The 13,511-nt window shown below is 70.9% G+C and carries 12 protein-coding genes; 8 read left to right on the forward strand and 4 right to left on the reverse strand.

Translation table 11 applies throughout. The annotated features are described in order from the left end of the window. The first annotated feature begins 2 nt into the window (after positions 1-2). The 4 genes from trpS to VGE38_RS15640 are packed head-to-tail and all read left to right on the forward strand — an operon-like array spanning position 3 to position 2,886. On the forward strand, positions 3-1,043 hold the full coding sequence (gene trpS / locus VGE38_RS15625; RefSeq protein ID WP_414690979.1) for a tryptophan--tRNA ligase: 1,041 nt from the start codon (positions 3-5) through the stop codon (positions 1,041-1,043). 10 nt (positions 1,044-1,053) lie between these two features. After that, entirely contained in the window at positions 1,054-1,578 is a 525-nt protein-coding gene (locus tag VGE38_RS15630) for a 2'-5' RNA ligase family protein (RefSeq protein ID WP_331143482.1), read from the forward strand. A gap of 31 nt (positions 1,579-1,609) precedes the next feature. Beyond that, complete coding sequence (locus VGE38_RS15635) at positions 1,610-2,662, forward strand: YihY/virulence factor BrkB family protein (RefSeq protein WP_331143483.1); 1,053 nt, start codon at positions 1,610-1,612, stop codon at positions 2,660-2,662. Beyond that, the gene (locus VGE38_RS15640) at positions 2,659-2,886 is read left to right on the forward strand and encodes an SCO4848 family membrane protein (protein WP_331143484.1); all 228 of its coding nucleotides are present in this window, start codon (positions 2,659-2,661) and stop codon (positions 2,884-2,886) included. Before VGE38_RS15635 ends, VGE38_RS15640 begins: the two co-directional genes overlap by 4 nt. A 56-nt stretch (positions 2,887-2,942) precedes the next feature. On the opposite strand, the gene VGE38_RS15645 is transcribed toward VGE38_RS15640, so the two are convergent. From VGE38_RS15645 to VGE38_RS15655, 3 genes are read right to left on the reverse strand one after another with little or no spacing between them, the layout of a single operon-like run. Next, on the reverse strand, positions 2,943-3,686 hold the full coding sequence (locus VGE38_RS15645) for a succinate dehydrogenase/fumarate reductase iron-sulfur subunit (protein WP_331143485.1): 744 nt from the start codon (positions 3,684-3,686) through the stop codon (positions 2,943-2,945). Beyond that, the gene (locus VGE38_RS15650; RefSeq protein WP_331143486.1) at positions 3,683-5,731 is read right to left on the reverse strand and encodes a fumarate reductase/succinate dehydrogenase flavoprotein subunit; all 2,049 of its coding nucleotides are present in this window, start codon (positions 5,729-5,731) and stop codon (positions 3,683-3,685) included. The genes VGE38_RS15645 and VGE38_RS15650 overlap by 4 nt, the downstream gene beginning before the upstream one ends. Before the next feature lie 16 nt (positions 5,732-5,747). Next, entirely contained in the window at positions 5,748-6,443 is a 696-nt protein-coding gene (locus tag VGE38_RS15655; RefSeq protein ID WP_331143487.1) for a succinate dehydrogenase cytochrome b subunit, read from the reverse strand. Positions 6,444-6,589: 146 nt separating this feature from the next. On the opposite strand from VGE38_RS15655, the gene VGE38_RS15660 reads away from it, so the two are divergent. From VGE38_RS15660 to meaB, 3 genes are all read left to right on the forward strand, one after another. Further along, positions 6,590-8,404, forward strand: coding sequence for a methylmalonyl-CoA mutase family protein (locus VGE38_RS15660; RefSeq protein WP_331143488.1), 1,815 nt, complete (start codon positions 6,590-6,592; stop codon positions 8,402-8,404). 23 nt (positions 8,405-8,427) lie between these two features. Further along, positions 8,428-10,566: a methylmalonyl-CoA mutase gene (gene scpA / locus VGE38_RS15665; protein ID WP_331143570.1), complete on the forward strand. Its 2,139-nt coding sequence runs from the start codon at positions 8,428-8,430 to the stop codon at positions 10,564-10,566. A gap of 138 nt (positions 10,567-10,704) precedes the next feature. Next, the gene (gene meaB / locus VGE38_RS15670; RefSeq protein ID WP_331143489.1) at positions 10,705-11,703 is read left to right on the forward strand and encodes a methylmalonyl Co-A mutase-associated GTPase MeaB; all 999 of its coding nucleotides are present in this window, start codon (positions 10,705-10,707) and stop codon (positions 11,701-11,703) included. A 4-nt stretch (positions 11,704-11,707) separates the two neighbouring features. On the opposite strand, the gene VGE38_RS15675 is transcribed toward meaB, so the two are convergent. Then, positions 11,708-12,259, reverse strand: coding sequence for a DUF1697 domain-containing protein (locus tag VGE38_RS15675; protein ID WP_331143490.1), 552 nt, complete (start codon positions 12,257-12,259; stop codon positions 11,708-11,710). A gap of 34 nt (positions 12,260-12,293) precedes the next feature. On the opposite strand from VGE38_RS15675, the gene VGE38_RS15680 reads away from it, so the two are divergent. Beyond that, positions 12,294-13,490, forward strand: a complete 1,197-nt coding sequence (locus tag VGE38_RS15680) for an amidohydrolase (RefSeq protein WP_331143491.1) — start codon at positions 12,294-12,296, stop codon at positions 13,488-13,490. Positions 13,491-13,511: the final 21 nt, after the last annotated feature.

The raw sequence follows: 13,511 nt of genomic DNA on the forward strand, positions 1-13,511 counted from the left end.
CCATGTCGTCGACGCAGGAGCCCCAGGCCCGGCCCCGGATCCTCTCCGGGATCCAGCCGACCTCCGACACCATCCACCTCGGCAACTACCTCGGTGCGGTGCGGCAGTGGGCGCAGCTGCAGGAGGACTTCGAGCCGTTCTTCTTCATCGCCAACCAGCACGCCATCACCGTCGAGCACGATGCCAAGCTGCTGCGGGAGCGGACCTACCGCGCCGCCGCGCAGCTCGTCGCGGCCGGCGTCGACCCCGAGCGGTCGGCGATCTTCGTCCAGAGCCACGTGCCCGAGCACGCCCAGCTCGGCTGGATCATGGAGTGCATCACCGGCTTCGGCGAGGCCCGCCGGATGACCCAGTTCAAGGACAAGTCGGCCAAGATCGGCGAGGGCTCGGTCTCGGTGGGGCTGCTCACCTACCCGATGCTGATGGCGGCCGACATCCTGCTCTACCGGCCGCAGTACGTGCCGGTCGGCGAGGACCAGCGCCAGCACCTGGAGCTCACCCGCGACCTGGCGCAGCGGTTCAACCACCGCTTCAAGAAGACCTTCCGGCTGCCGGAGGCCTACATCCCGAAGGCCACCGCGAAGATCATGGACCTGCAGGACCCGACCTCGAAGATGTCGAAGTCCGCCTCCTCGCCCGCCGGACTCATCGACGTCCTCGACGACCCCAAGGTCACGGCCAAGAAGATCCGCAGCGCGGTCACCGACTCCGGCTCGGAGGTGCGCTTCGACGAGGCCGAGAAGCCGGGCATCGCCAACCTGCTGCGCATCTACAGCGCGCTGTCCGGCACCGAGATCGAGGCGCTCGAGAAGCAGTACGCCGGCAAGGGCTACGGCGACTTCAAGAAGGACCTGGCCGACGTGGTGGTGGAGTTCGTGACGCCCTTCCGCGACCGGACCCTGGCGCTGCTCGACGACCGGGCCGAGCTGGACCGGATCCTCGCCGCGGGCGCCGAGAAGGCGCGCGCGGTCGCGGCCCGGACGCTCGTCGACGTCTACGACCGGGTCGGCTTCGTGGCCCCGGTCCGGTCCGCGGACCAGTAAGGTCGCTGGCGTGCGGACCATCGGTGTAGCCGTCGCGATCCCCGAGCCCTGGGCAACCCAGCTCCAGGACTACCGTGCGTCGGTCGGCGACGCGACCGCCTCGATGATCCCCACGCACATCACGCTGGTCCCGCCGACCGAGGTCGACGACGCCCTGATGGCCGAGATCGAGGCCCACCTCGCCGACGTCGCGGCCGGCGTCGAGGCCTTCAGGGTCCACCTGCGCGGCACCGGCACCTTCCGCCCGGTCTCGCCGGTCGTCTTCGTGGCCGTGGTGGAGGGCATCTCCTCGTGCGAGCAGCTCGCGGCCGCCGTACGCCGGGGCCCGCTCGCCGTCGACCTCGCCTTCCCCTACCACCCGCACGTCACGGTCGCCCACGACCTGCCCGAGGAGCGGCTGGACCAGGCCTTCGCCGAGCTGGCCGACTTCGACGCGTCCTTCGAGGTCGCCGAGTTCCATCTCTACGTCCACGAGGACGGCAGCGGCTGGCGGCCCACCAGGGACTTCGCGCTCCGCACGGTCTCGGACCGCTGACCGGCGCCGGCCACTGGGGTACCAGGGGGCCATGGCAGCACTCACGGAGCGACTGACCGGCCGACTGCAGGCCGTGCGGCAACGGCGTCCCTTCCTCGACCACCTGGTCCGCATGCAGGAGCACTACGGCGCGGTCACCGCCTCCCAGCAGGCGGGTGCCATCACCTACTTCGCGTTCCTCTCCTTCTTCCCGGTGCTCGCCCTCGCGGTCTTCTGCGTCGGCCTGCTGGCGGGCGTCTATCCCGACGCCCAGGACCAGCTCGTCGAGACGATCGACCAGCTCATCCCCGGGCTGGTCGGCACCGAGGAGGGCCAGATCTCGCTGGCCGACGTCGAGCGGTTCCAGGGCCTGGCCGGCGTGGTCGGCCTGGTCGGCGTCCTGTACGCCGGCCTCGGCTGGATCGGTGCCCTCCGCGAGGCGCTGGAGGTGGTCTTCGAGCAGCCGAGGTGGCGCCAGCCCGGGTTCGTCGCCGCGAAGCTCCGCGACCTGGTCTCGCTACTGGTCATCGGCGTGGTGCTGTTCGTGAGCGTGGTCGTGGCCGGCTTCCTGACCGGCTTCTCCACCGACGTGCTGGACTGGCTGGGTCTCGACGACGACCTCGGCTGGCTGCTCTACGTGGTGACGCGGGCGGTGGGCCTGGTCGTCAACGCGCTGCTGTTCTTCGTGATCTTCCGGCTCGTGGCCCGGCCGCGGACGCCCGCGCGCTCGCTGTGGCAGGGCGCCGCGCTGGGCGGCATCGCCTTCGAGGTGCTCAAGGCGGTCTCCTTCCTCGTGCTCGGCTCGGCCAAGGGCAGCCCGGCGTTCCAGGCGTTCGGGGTCGCCCTCGTGCTCGTGGTCTGGATGAACTACTTCTCGCGCGTGGTCCTGTACGCCGCGGCGTTCGCGCACACCTCGCCGCAGGCCCGTGCCCAGCGGGCGGCGGAGGCGCCGCCGACGGTCGTGCAGGGCCCGCAGACGCCGTCGCTGGCTGTGGGCGAGCCCACGCCCGCGATGGCCACCGGTCGCCCCGCCGGTGCCTTCCTGGCCGGGGCTGCCACGATGGTGGCGGCCTTCGGCATCTTCAGGAAGTGGGGACGATCATGAGGTTCGAACGCAAGCACGCGCTGCTGCTCGTCGGGGTGGCGGTGTGGAACTTCGTCACCTGGTTCATGTTCGCCAAGAACCTCTCCGAGGCTCACTCGGCGGGGGAGGACCGGCCTACCGGCTACTGGGTCGCGCACTCGGTGCTGATCGTCGTGAACCTCGTCATCGGCGGCGTCCTCGGCGCCCTCGGCGTCAAGGCGTTGCGAGCGGCGAAGCGCGACTGAACATGCACGACGGCCCGCCCCCATCGGGAGCGGGCCGTCGTCGTGCTACGTGAGGCTCAGAGGCCCTGCTTGATCGCGGTGCGCAGGTCCTTGTTGAGCTGGGAGATCACGTCGAGCGGGATCTCCTTGGGGCAGGCGGCGGTGCACTCACCGATGTTGGTGCAGCCGCCGAAGCCCTCGTGGTCGTGCTGGGCGACCATGCCGGCGACGCGGGTGTAGCGCTCCGGCTGGCCCTGCGGCAGCTCGCCCAGGGCGGTGATCTTGGCGCCGAGGAACAGCGAGGCCGACCCGTTCGGGCAGGCCGCGACGCAGGCGCCGCAGCCGATGCAGGTGGCAGCGCTGAAGGCGCGCATCGCCTTGTCGCGCGGCGCCGGCACCGAGTTGGCCTCGGGGGCGGAGCCGGTGTTGGCGGAGATGTAGCCGCCGGACTGGATGATCCGGTCGAAGGCCGACCGGTCCACGACGAGGTCCTTCATCACCGGGAACGTCGAGGCGCGCCACGGCTCGATGGTGATCTCGTCGCCGTCCTTGAACGAGCGCATGTGCAGCTGGCAGGTGGTGGTGACCTCCGGGCCGTGCGCCTGGCCGTTGATCATCAGCGAGCACATGCCGCAGATGCCCTCACGGCAGTCGGAGTCGAAGGCCACCGGCTCCTCGCCGCTGGTGACCAGCTGCTCGTTGAGAAGGTCGAGCATCTCGAGGAAGCTCATGTCCTCCGACACACCGTTGAGCTGGTAGCTGTGCATCGCGCCCTCGGAAGACGCGTTGGCCTGACGCCAGATCTTGAGGGTGAGGTTCACTTGTAGCTCCGCTGCTTCATCTCGATGGCCGTGTAGATCAGGTCTTCCTTGTGCAGGACCGGAGCGCCGTCCTCGCCGCCCCACTCCCAGGCCGCCACGTAGGCGAACTCGTCGTCGTGGCGCAGCGCCTCGCCGTCCTCGGTCTGCGACTCGGCCCGGAAGTGGCCACCGCAGGACTCGCGACGGTTGAGCGCGTCGATGCACATCAGCTCACCGAGCTCGATGAAGTCGGCGACGCGGCCTGCCTTCTCGAGGTCCTGGTTGATGTTGTCGGCGGAGCCCAGCACGCGGACGTTGGTCCAGAACTCCTTCTTGAGCTCCCGGATCAGGCCGATGGCCTTCTTCAGGCCCTCCTCGGTCCGCTCCATGCCGCAGTACTCCCACATGATCGCGCCGAGCTCCTTGTGGATGGAGTCGACGGTGCGGGTGCCGTTGATCGAGAGCAGCTTGTCGATCCGCTCCTGGACCGCCTGCTTGGCCTCAACCACGGCCGGGTGCGACTCGTCCACGGCCGGGAACGGCCCGTCGGCGAGGTAGTCGCGGATGGTGTTCGGCAGCACGAAGTAGCCGTCGGCCAGGCCCTGCATCAGGGCGGAGGCGCCGAGCCGGTTCGCACCGTGGTCGGAGAAGTTCGCCTCACCGGCGCAGAACAGGCCCGGGATGTTGGTCTGCAGCTCGTAGTCGACCCACAGGCCACCCATGACGTAGTGCACGGCGGGGTAGATCCGCATCGGGACCTCGTAGGGGTTCTCGCCCGTGATCCGCTCGTACATGTCGAGGAGGTTGTCGTACTTCTCCTCGACCTTGTCCTTGCCCAGCCGGCGGATCGCGTCGGTGAGGTCGAGGTAGACCCCGCGCCGCACCAGACGCTTCTCGCCGTCGGGGCCGGTCTCCTCGATCTCGGGGCCGACGCCGCGGCCCTCGTCGCACATGTACTTCGCGGCGCGCGAGGCGATGTCGCGGGGGACCAGGTTGCCGAAGGAGGGGTAGATCCGCTCGAGGAAGTAGTCGCGGTCCTCGTCGGGGATCTCGCGGGGGTCCTTGTCGCAGTCCGCGGCGTTCTTCGGCACCCAGATCCGGCCGTCGTTGCGCAGCGACTCCGACATCAGCGTCAGCTTCGACTGGTGCGCTCCGGTCACCGGGATGCAGGTCGGGTGGATCTGTGTGTAGCAGGGGTTGGCCATGTAGGCGCCCTTGCGGTGCGCGCGCCACGTGGCGGTCACGTTGGAGCCCATGGCGTTGGTGGAGAGGAAGAAGACGTTGCCGTAGCCACCGGTCGCCAGGACGACGACGTCGGCCAGGTGGGTCTCCAGCTCGCCGGTCACCATGTCGCGGGCGATGATGCCGCGCGCCTTGCCGTCGACGATGACGACCTCGAGCATCTCGTGACGGGTGAACTGCTCGACCGTCCCGGCCGCGACCTGCCGCTCGAGCGCCTGGTAGGCACCGAGCAGCAGCTGCTGGCCCGTCTGGCCGCGGGCGTAGAACGTGCGGGAGACCTGGACGCCGCCGAAGGAGCGGTTGTCGAGGAGGCCGCCGTACTCGCGGGCGAACGGCACGCCCTGTGCGACGCACTGGTCGATGATGTTGGCCGACACCTCGGCGAGGCGGTAGACGTTCGACTCGCGGGAGCGGTAGTCGCCGCCCTTCACGGTGTCGTAGAAGAGACGGTAGATCGAGTCGCCGTCCTCCTTGTAGTTCTTCGCCGCGTTGATGCCGCCCTGGGCGGCGATCGAGTGGGCGCGGCGCGGGGAGTCCTGGTAGCAGAAGACCTTGACGTTGTAGCCGGCCTCGCCGAGCGTGGCGGCCGCCGCGCCACCGGCGAGGCCGGTGCCGACGATGAGGACGTCGAGCTTGCGACGGTTGGCCGGGTTGACCAGCCGGTTCTCGAACTTCCGGTTGCTCCAGCGGGTCGCGATCGGACCGGTGGGGGTCTTCGGGTCCACGAGCTTCTCGCCCAGGACGTAGTAGCCGGCGGCGTCGTCGGACTTCTGGACCGGGGGCTCGTTGGTCTCGGTGAGCCCCGGGAGAACGGTGAATGCCATCTTCAGTGGTCCCTTACTAGTCGATGACGCCGAAGAGGATGAACAGGGGAGTCAGCGAGAAGCCGCCGGCGATCACGACCGCGACCACCCAGCCGGCGATCCGCGCGCGGATCCGCGACTCTGCGCTGTTGGTCAGACCCAGCGTCTGCAGGGCGCTGAACGTGCCGTGGTGCAGGTGCAGGCCGAGGGCGACCATCGCGACCAGGTAGATCAACGTCATCCACCACAGGTCGAAGCTGTCGACCAGGAGCCGGTAGGGGTCGTCGGTCTCCCCGCCGGCGGGGTTCACCTTGCCGATGGTGAAGTGGAGCAGATGCCAGATCACGAAGACCAGCAGCGCCAGGCCGCCCCAGCGCATGGTGCGCGAGGAGAACGACGAGCCGCGGTTCTTCTTGACGGCGTACTTCACGGGACGGGCCTTGGCGGCACGGCGCCACAGCGCGACGGCGCAGGCGACGTGGACGACGAGCGAGACGATCAGGCCGACGCGGATGATCCACAGCAGTCCGGTGTGCGGGAGCATCGGCTCGCCGAACTCGCGGAGGTGGTGCGCGTAGTCATTGAAGGCGTCGTGCCCGGCGAAGGCCTTCAGGTTGCCGTACATGTGAACCAGCACGTAACCGATGAAGACGATGCCGCTGACCGCCATGAGCAGCTTCAGGGCGATGGTCGAGCGCGTTGCTCGCGCGCCGTTGACGAGAGTGGTTGCCACGGAACAGCACCGTACTCGCCGTGACGGCCGCCATGGACGGCGGGGAGTGTGACATATGCCCGGTCGGGTCTCGGGACACGTGTTGCGCTCGTCATAAACCTCACACTCGGTGGTCAGCGCCACGTCGCGCTCCTAGGGTTCGCGACATGACCGACCCTCAGACGGACGGCGAGCGCCTCGCGCTCGCCCAGCCCGGGGACGAGCACAGCCTCGCCGAGTGGGAGGCCGCAGCCGCGGCCGTGCTGCGCAAGACGCGCCGGCTCGGCGAGGACGATGCCGACGCCGCGGTGTGGGACCAGCTGACCCGCTCGACGCTGGACGGCATCGCCGTCACCCCGCTCGGCGTGCCCGGTGGTGACGCCACCGCCGTCCGGCCCACCCGCGAGGGCGCCTGGGACATCCGCTCCCTGGTCGCGGACCCGGAGACCAAGCTGGCCAACGAGGCCGCGCTGGTCGACCTCGACGGTGGCGTGACGAGCCTGTGGCTCGCCGCGGACGAGAGCACCGACGTGGCCGGAGTGCTGGCCGGCGTACTCCTCGACCTCGCGCCGGTGGTGCTCGACGCACCCACCGCGACCGCCGCGGTGGCCGACGCCTTCCTGGCGCTCCCGGGGGCCAAGCACCCCGACTCCAACCTGGGCATCGACCCGCTCGGCGCGCTGCTGCGGGCCTCGACGAGCACGCCCTCCGGGGAGCGGTCGCTCGACGAGGCCGTCGACGAGCTCGCCACCTATGCCCGCAAGGCGTGGCAGGCCGACGTCCGGGCCATCGTGGTCGACGCCACCGCCGCCCACGACCTCGGCGCCAGCGACGCCCAGGAGCTGGGCTGGGCGGTCGCCGCCGGCACCGCCTACCTGCGCTGGCTGACCGGCCCGGGCGGGTTCTCGGTCGACGAGACCGCCGCTCTCATCGAGTTCCGCCTCGCCGCGACCGACGAGCAGTTCCCGACGATCGCGAAGTTCCGCGCGCTGCGGACGCTGTGGGCGAGCGTGCTCACCCACTCCGGGGTCTCGACAAGCTCGACCAGCGGAAGCAGTTCGACCAGCGGAAGCAGTTCGACCAGCGGAAGCACCGAGGCCCGGATCCACGGCGTGACCAGCCGCCCGATGCTCAGCAAGTACGACCCCTACGTCAACATGCTGCGCGGGACGGTGGCGGCCTTCGCCGCCGGCGTCGGTGGCGCGGACGCCGTCACGGTGCTGCCCTTCGACAGCACGCTCGGACGCCCGGAGGCCTTCGGCCGGCGGATCGCGCGCAACGTCAACCATCTCCTGATCGACGAGTCGCACGTCGCGGCGGTCGCGGACCCGGCCGGCGGCGCGTACGCCGTCGAGCGGCTCACCAACGACCTGGCCCTCACGGCGTGGAGCGAGTTCCAGGCGCTCGAGGCCGAGTGGGAGGGCGGCCACGACTTCGCCCCGTTCAAGGAGCGGGTCGCCGCGGTCGCCGCCCGACGCGAGGCGGAGATCGCGAAGCGCCGCCGTCCGATCACGGGCCTCTCCGAGTTCCCGAACCTCGCCGAGGTGCTCCCCGAGCGGGAGGCGGACCCGCTCAACGACCGGGTCCGCCGTTACGGTGCCAGCTTCGAGGCGCTGCGCGACGAGCCGGCCGGTCGGCCGGTCTTCCTGGCCACGCTCGGCCCGGTCGCGCACCACACCGCCCGGGCGACCTTCGCCGCCAACCTGCTCGCAGCCGGCGGCGTCGCCGTCACGGTCGCCGGTGCGACGACCGGTCCCGACGACCTCGTCGCGGCGTACGACGGCGAGCCGGTCGTCATGCTCGCCGGCACCGACGCCGCCTACGAGGAGTGGGGCGCCGCCGCGGCCGAGGCCCTGCGCCAGGCTGGTGCCCGCCACGTCGTCATCGCCGGCAAGCCCGTGACGTACGCCGACGGCTCGGCCGCGATGGGCGTCGACGCGCTGGCCTTCCTCACCCAGATCCGAGAGGAGCTCGCGAAGTGAGCATCCCCGCCAACTTCTCCCAGATCCCGCTCAGCGTCGAGGAGCTCGCCGAGCCGGTCGTGCCGACCGGCGCGGGGTGGCAGTCGCCCGAGGGGATCGAGATCAGGCCGGCGTACACCGGCTCGGACCTGCTCGGTCTCGACGCGCTGGACACCTACCCGGGGCTGAGCCCGTTCCTGCGCGGCCCGTACCCGACGATGTACACCACCCAGCCGTGGACGATCCGGCAGTACGCCGGCTTCTCCACCGCCGAGGAGTCCAACGCCTTCTACCGCCGCAACCTCGCGGCCGGGCAGAAGGGGCTGTCGGTCGCCTTCGACCTCGCGACGCACCGCGGCTACGACTCCGACCACCCGCGGGTGCGCGGCGATGTCGGCATGGCCGGCGTGGCGATCGACTCGATCTACGACACCCGGACGCTGTTCGACGGCATTCCGCTGGACCAGATGTCGGTGTCGATGACGATGAACGGCGCGGTGCTGCCGGTCATGGCGCTCTACATCGTGGCGGCCGAGGAGCAGGGGGTGAAGCCTTCGCTGCTCGCCGGGACCATCCAGAACGACATCCTCAAGGAGTTCATGGTCCGCAACACCTACATCTACCCGCCGGCGCAGTCGATGCGGATCATCTCCGACATCTTCGCGTTCACCTCGCAGGAGATGCCGCGGTTCAACTCGATCTCGATCTCCGGCTACCACATGCAGGAGGCCGGGGCGACCGCCGACCTGGAGCTGGCCTACACGCTGGCCGACGGTGTGGAGTACATTCGGGCGGGCCTGGCGGCGGGCATGGACGTCGACGCGTTCGCGCCGCGGCTGTCGTTCTTCTGGGCGATCGGCATGAACTTCTTCATGGAGGTCGCCAAGATGCGCGCCGCCCGCGCGCTGTGGTCGCGGCTGGTGCGCGACTTCGACCCCAAGAACCCGAAGTCGCTCTCGCTGCGGACCCACTCGCAGACCTCCGGCTGGTCGCTCACCGCGCAGGACGTCTTCAACAACGTCGGCCGCACCTGCATCGAGGCGATGGCCGCGACCCAGGGCCACACCCAGTCGCTGCACACCAACGCCCTCGACGAGGCCATCGCGCTGCCGACCGACTTCTCGGCCCGGATCGCCCGCAACACCCAGCTGCTGCTGCAGCAGGAGAGCGGCACCACCGGCACGATCGACCCGTGGGGCGGCTCGTACTACGTGGAGCGGCTCACCCACGACCTCGCCGAGCGCGCCTGGGCGCACATCCAGGAGGCCGAGGCGGCCGGCGGCATGGCGAAGGCCATCGAGCAGGGCATCCCGAAGATGCGCATCGAGGAGGCTGCCGCCCGCACGCAGGCGCGGATCGACTCCGGCGCCCAGAAGGTCATCGGCGTCAACACCTACCGGCTGGCCGCGGAGGACGCCCTCGACGTGCTCAAGGTCGACAACGACGAGGTCTACCGCCAGCAGGTCGCCAAGCTCGAGCGGCTCCGGGCGGAGCGCGACGACGACGACGTACGCCGCGCGCTGGAGGCGCTGACCAACAGCGCGTCCCAGGCCAACAGCGGGCCGGGACTGGACGGCAACCTGCTCAAGCTGGCCGTCGACGCGGCGCGCGCCAAGGCGACCGTCGGGGAGATCTCCGACGCCCTGGAGAAGGTCTGGGGTCGCCACCAGGCCGTCATCCGTACCATCTCCGGCGTGTACCGCGACGAAGCGAGCGAGGCTGGGGACCCGAAGGTCGCCGAGGTGCTGCGGGCGACCGAGGAGTTCGAGGAGGCCGAGGGGCGCCGTCCCCGCATCCTCGTGGCCAAGATGGGCCAGGACGGCCACGACCGCGGCCAGAAGGTCGTCGTCTCCGCCTTCGCCGACCTCGGCTTCGACGTCGACGTGGGCCCGCTGTTCTCGACGCCGGAGGAGGTCGCCCAGCAGGCCGTCGACGCCGACGTCCACATTGTCGGGGTCTCCTCCCTCGCGGCCGGGCACCTGACGCTGCTGCCGGCGCTCAAGCAGGCGCTGGCCGACCAGGGCCGGCCCGACATCATGGTCGTCATCGGCGGCGTGATCCCGCCCGACGACGTACCCACGCTCAAGCAGATGGGGGCCGCGGAGGTCTTCCTGCCCGGCACCGTCATCGCGGAGTCGGCGCTGGACCTGCTCGCCCGGCTGCGGGAGCAGCTCGGTCACTGACCAGCGTCAGTCGCGGCGGCTCCCCACACTGTCACCGTGACACTTCGCGTCGGGAGTGACACCTCCAACTGTCACTCCCGGCGCCAACTATCACCGTGACACTTTGGCGACACTTTGGCGGGCCGGGAGGAGAGGCAGATGGCGCTCGACGTCGCGGAGCTGCTCGAGGGGATCGCCGCGGGCAAGCGGGCGGCGGTCTCGCGCGCGATCACGCTGGTCGAGTCCACCAGGCCCGCCCACCGTGAGTCGGCGCGCGAGCTGCTCGTCGGCCTGGAGTCGCTCGGTAACCGCGCCAGCGGGGGCGCCGTACGCGTCGGGATCTCCGGCGTGCCCGGCGTCGGGAAGTCGACCTTCATCGAGGCGCTCGGCTCCCGGCTGACGGCCGATGGTCACCGCGTCGGCGTGCTGGCGGTCGACCCCTCGAGCGTGCGCACCGGCGGCTCGGTGCTCGGCGACAAGACCCGGATGCCCCAGTTGGCGGTCGACCCGAACGCCTTCATCCGGCCCTCCCCGTCGGCCGGCACCCTCGGCGGCGTCGCCCGGGCGACGGTGCAGGCGATGGCCGTGCTCGAGGCGGCGGGGTACGACGTCGTGCTGGTCGAGACCGTCGGCGTCGGTCAGTCCGAGGTGACCGTGGCCGGCATGGTCGACACCTTCCTGTTCCTGACGATCGCCCGCACCGGCGACCAGCTGCAGGGGATCAAGAAGGGCATCCTCGAGATCGCCGACGTCATCGCGGTCAACAAGGCCGACCCCGACGACCCGGCCCGCGAGCAGGAGGCCCGGGCGGCCGCCCGCGAGCTGGCCGGGGCGCTGCGCCTGGTGCGCGGCCGGGAGGAGTGGGCGCCGCCCGTCGTGACGGCGAGCGGGCTGACCGGTCACGGCGTGGACGGCGTCTGGGAGCAGGTCATCGCTCACCGTGACCACCTCGGCGCCGACGGGCTGCGCGACAAGCGCGCCCGTCAGCAGCTGGACTTCACCTGGGCGCTGGTCCGCGACGAGCTCGAGCAGCGGCTGCGGCACAGTGCGTCGGTGCGGGCGATCCGCGAGGCGCTCCGCCAGCAGGTGCTGGCCGGCGAGGTCCCCGCCACCGTCGCGGCCGACCGGATCCTCGCCGCCTACGACGCGGACGAGTAGCGGGCTAGGCCGCGCGCTCGTCCAGCATCGCGAGCAGCTTGGTGGTGGTGTTCCAGTTCCGGATCGTCATCTGCTGGTAGATCGGGGTGCCGATCACCTTGGTGAGCCGGCTGCGTGTCGCCTGCGCCGTCAGCCGCCGGAACAGCACCGCGCCGGGAGCGGGCCACACCTCGTCGACCCCCTCGGCCAGCGTCGGGAAGCTGGCGAGCGCCTCGTCGGCGGTGACGGGATGCTTGAGGAACAGCACGTCGCAGCGGTGGTCGGGACCGCCGAAGTCGGCCGGAGCTGCCGCGACCGTGGCGGCGAGCTCGGCGTGGGACCGGACCACGACCCGCAACGGCAGCCCGAACCGGTCGACCAGGGTCTGCTCCAGCTCCTGCTCGAGGGCAGGACCGCCCACGTGCTCGGCTGAGAAGAGGACGTTGCCGCTCTGGATGTAGGTGCGGACGTCGGCGTACCCCGCCTCGCCGAAGCAGGCGGCGAGATCGGTCATCTTGACGATGTTCTTGCCGCCCACGTTGATCCCACGGAGCAGCGCCAGGAACTGGTCGGCCACAGCAAGAAACTACCCGCCCGATAACCTGCAGGTGATGGACACGGTGGCCCTGATCAGTGACGTCGTCGACGAGCACGCCGACGAGCTGGTCGGCCTGCGCCGCGACCTGCACGCCCACCCCGAGCTCTCCTGGCAGGAGCAGCGCACCACCGAGGTGGTCGCCCACTGGCTCGAGCGGGCGGGCTGGACCGTCGCCCGGCTGCCGCGCACCGGCCTGGTCGCCGACATCGGCGACCAGGGCGACAAGGAGGCGACGGTCGTCGCGCTGCGCGCCGACATGGACGCCCTGCCGGTCCAGGACATTACCGCCGACCCGTGGGCGAGCGGTGTGGACGGTGTCGCCCACGCGTGCGGCCACGACGTCCACGTCGCCTGCCTGGTGGGGGCGGGCGTCGCGCTCGCCGAGACCCACGCCCGCGGCCTGCTCGACGGCCGGGTGCGGCTCCTGCTGCAGCCGGCGGAGGAGGTCATGCCCGGGGGAGCGGTGCACCTGATGAGCCTGGGCGTCCTCGACGAGGTCGACCGCATCTTCGCCCTGCACAGCGACCCCGGCGTCGACGTCGGCAAGGTCGGCCTCAAGCTGGGGCCGCTGACCAGCGCGTCGGACCGGGTCGAGGTCACCGTGACGGGTCCCGGCGGCCACACCAGCCGCCCGCACCTCACCGCCGACCTCACCTTCGCCCTCGCCAAGCTGACGACCGAGCTGCCGGCGGTGCTCTCCCGCCGGATGGACCCGCGCGCCGGGGTCAGCGTCGTGTGGGGCGTGCTGCAGGCCGGCGCCGCCCCCAACGTCATCCCCCAGAGCGGGCTGGTCGCCGGGACGGTGCGCATCCTCGACGCCGTCGCCTGGGCCGACTGCGAGCGGGTGGTGCGCCAGGCCGTCGCCGAGATCGTCAGGCCGTACGGCGTGGAGGCGCTCGTCGACTACCACCGCGGTGTCCCGCCGGTGGTCAACGACGAGACCTCCCACCGCATCCTCGTCCGCGCCGTGGCCGACATGCTCGGCGTCGCCGGCCAGGTGTCGACGCCGCAGAGCCTCGGCGGGGAGGACTTCGGGTGGTACCTCGACCAGATCCCCGGCGCGATGTTCCGGCTCGGCACGCGTACGCCGGGCGGGCCGACGTACGACCTGCACCAGGGCAACCTGCGCGTAGACGACCGCGCGGTCGCGGTCGGCGCGAAGGTGCTCGCCGGGGCCGCCGCCACGGCGCTCGCGCACGGCAAGGACTGAGCCGCGACGCGGCGCCGACGC

The sequence above is a fragment of the Nocardioides sp. genome (genome assembly GCF_036405735.1).
Classification (GTDB): domain Bacteria; phylum Actinomycetota; class Actinomycetes; order Propionibacteriales; family Nocardioidaceae; genus Nocardioides.

Coding starts and splice junctions, on each gene's coding strand:
- VGE38_RS15660 (WP_331143488.1), top strand. CDS start 6,590: ATGACCGACCCTCAGACGGACGGCGAGCGCCTCGCGCTCGCCCAGCCC.
- VGE38_RS15635 (WP_331143483.1), top strand. CDS start 1,610: ATGGCAGCACTCACGGAGCGACTGACCGGCCGACTGCAGGCCGTGCGG.
- trpS (WP_414690979.1), top strand. CDS start 3: ATGTCGTCGACGCAGGAGCCCCAGGCCCGGCCCCGGATCCTCTCCGGG.
- VGE38_RS15680 (WP_331143491.1), top strand. CDS start 12,294: ATGGACACGGTGGCCCTGATCAGTGACGTCGTCGACGAGCACGCCGAC.
- VGE38_RS15650 (WP_331143486.1), bottom strand. CDS start 5,731: ATGGCATTCACCGTTCTCCCGGGGCTCACCGAGACCAACGAGCCCCCG.
- meaB (WP_331143489.1), top strand. CDS start 10,705: ATGGCGCTCGACGTCGCGGAGCTGCTCGAGGGGATCGCCGCGGGCAAG.
- VGE38_RS15640 (WP_331143484.1), top strand. CDS start 2,659: ATGAGGTTCGAACGCAAGCACGCGCTGCTGCTCGTCGGGGTGGCGGTG.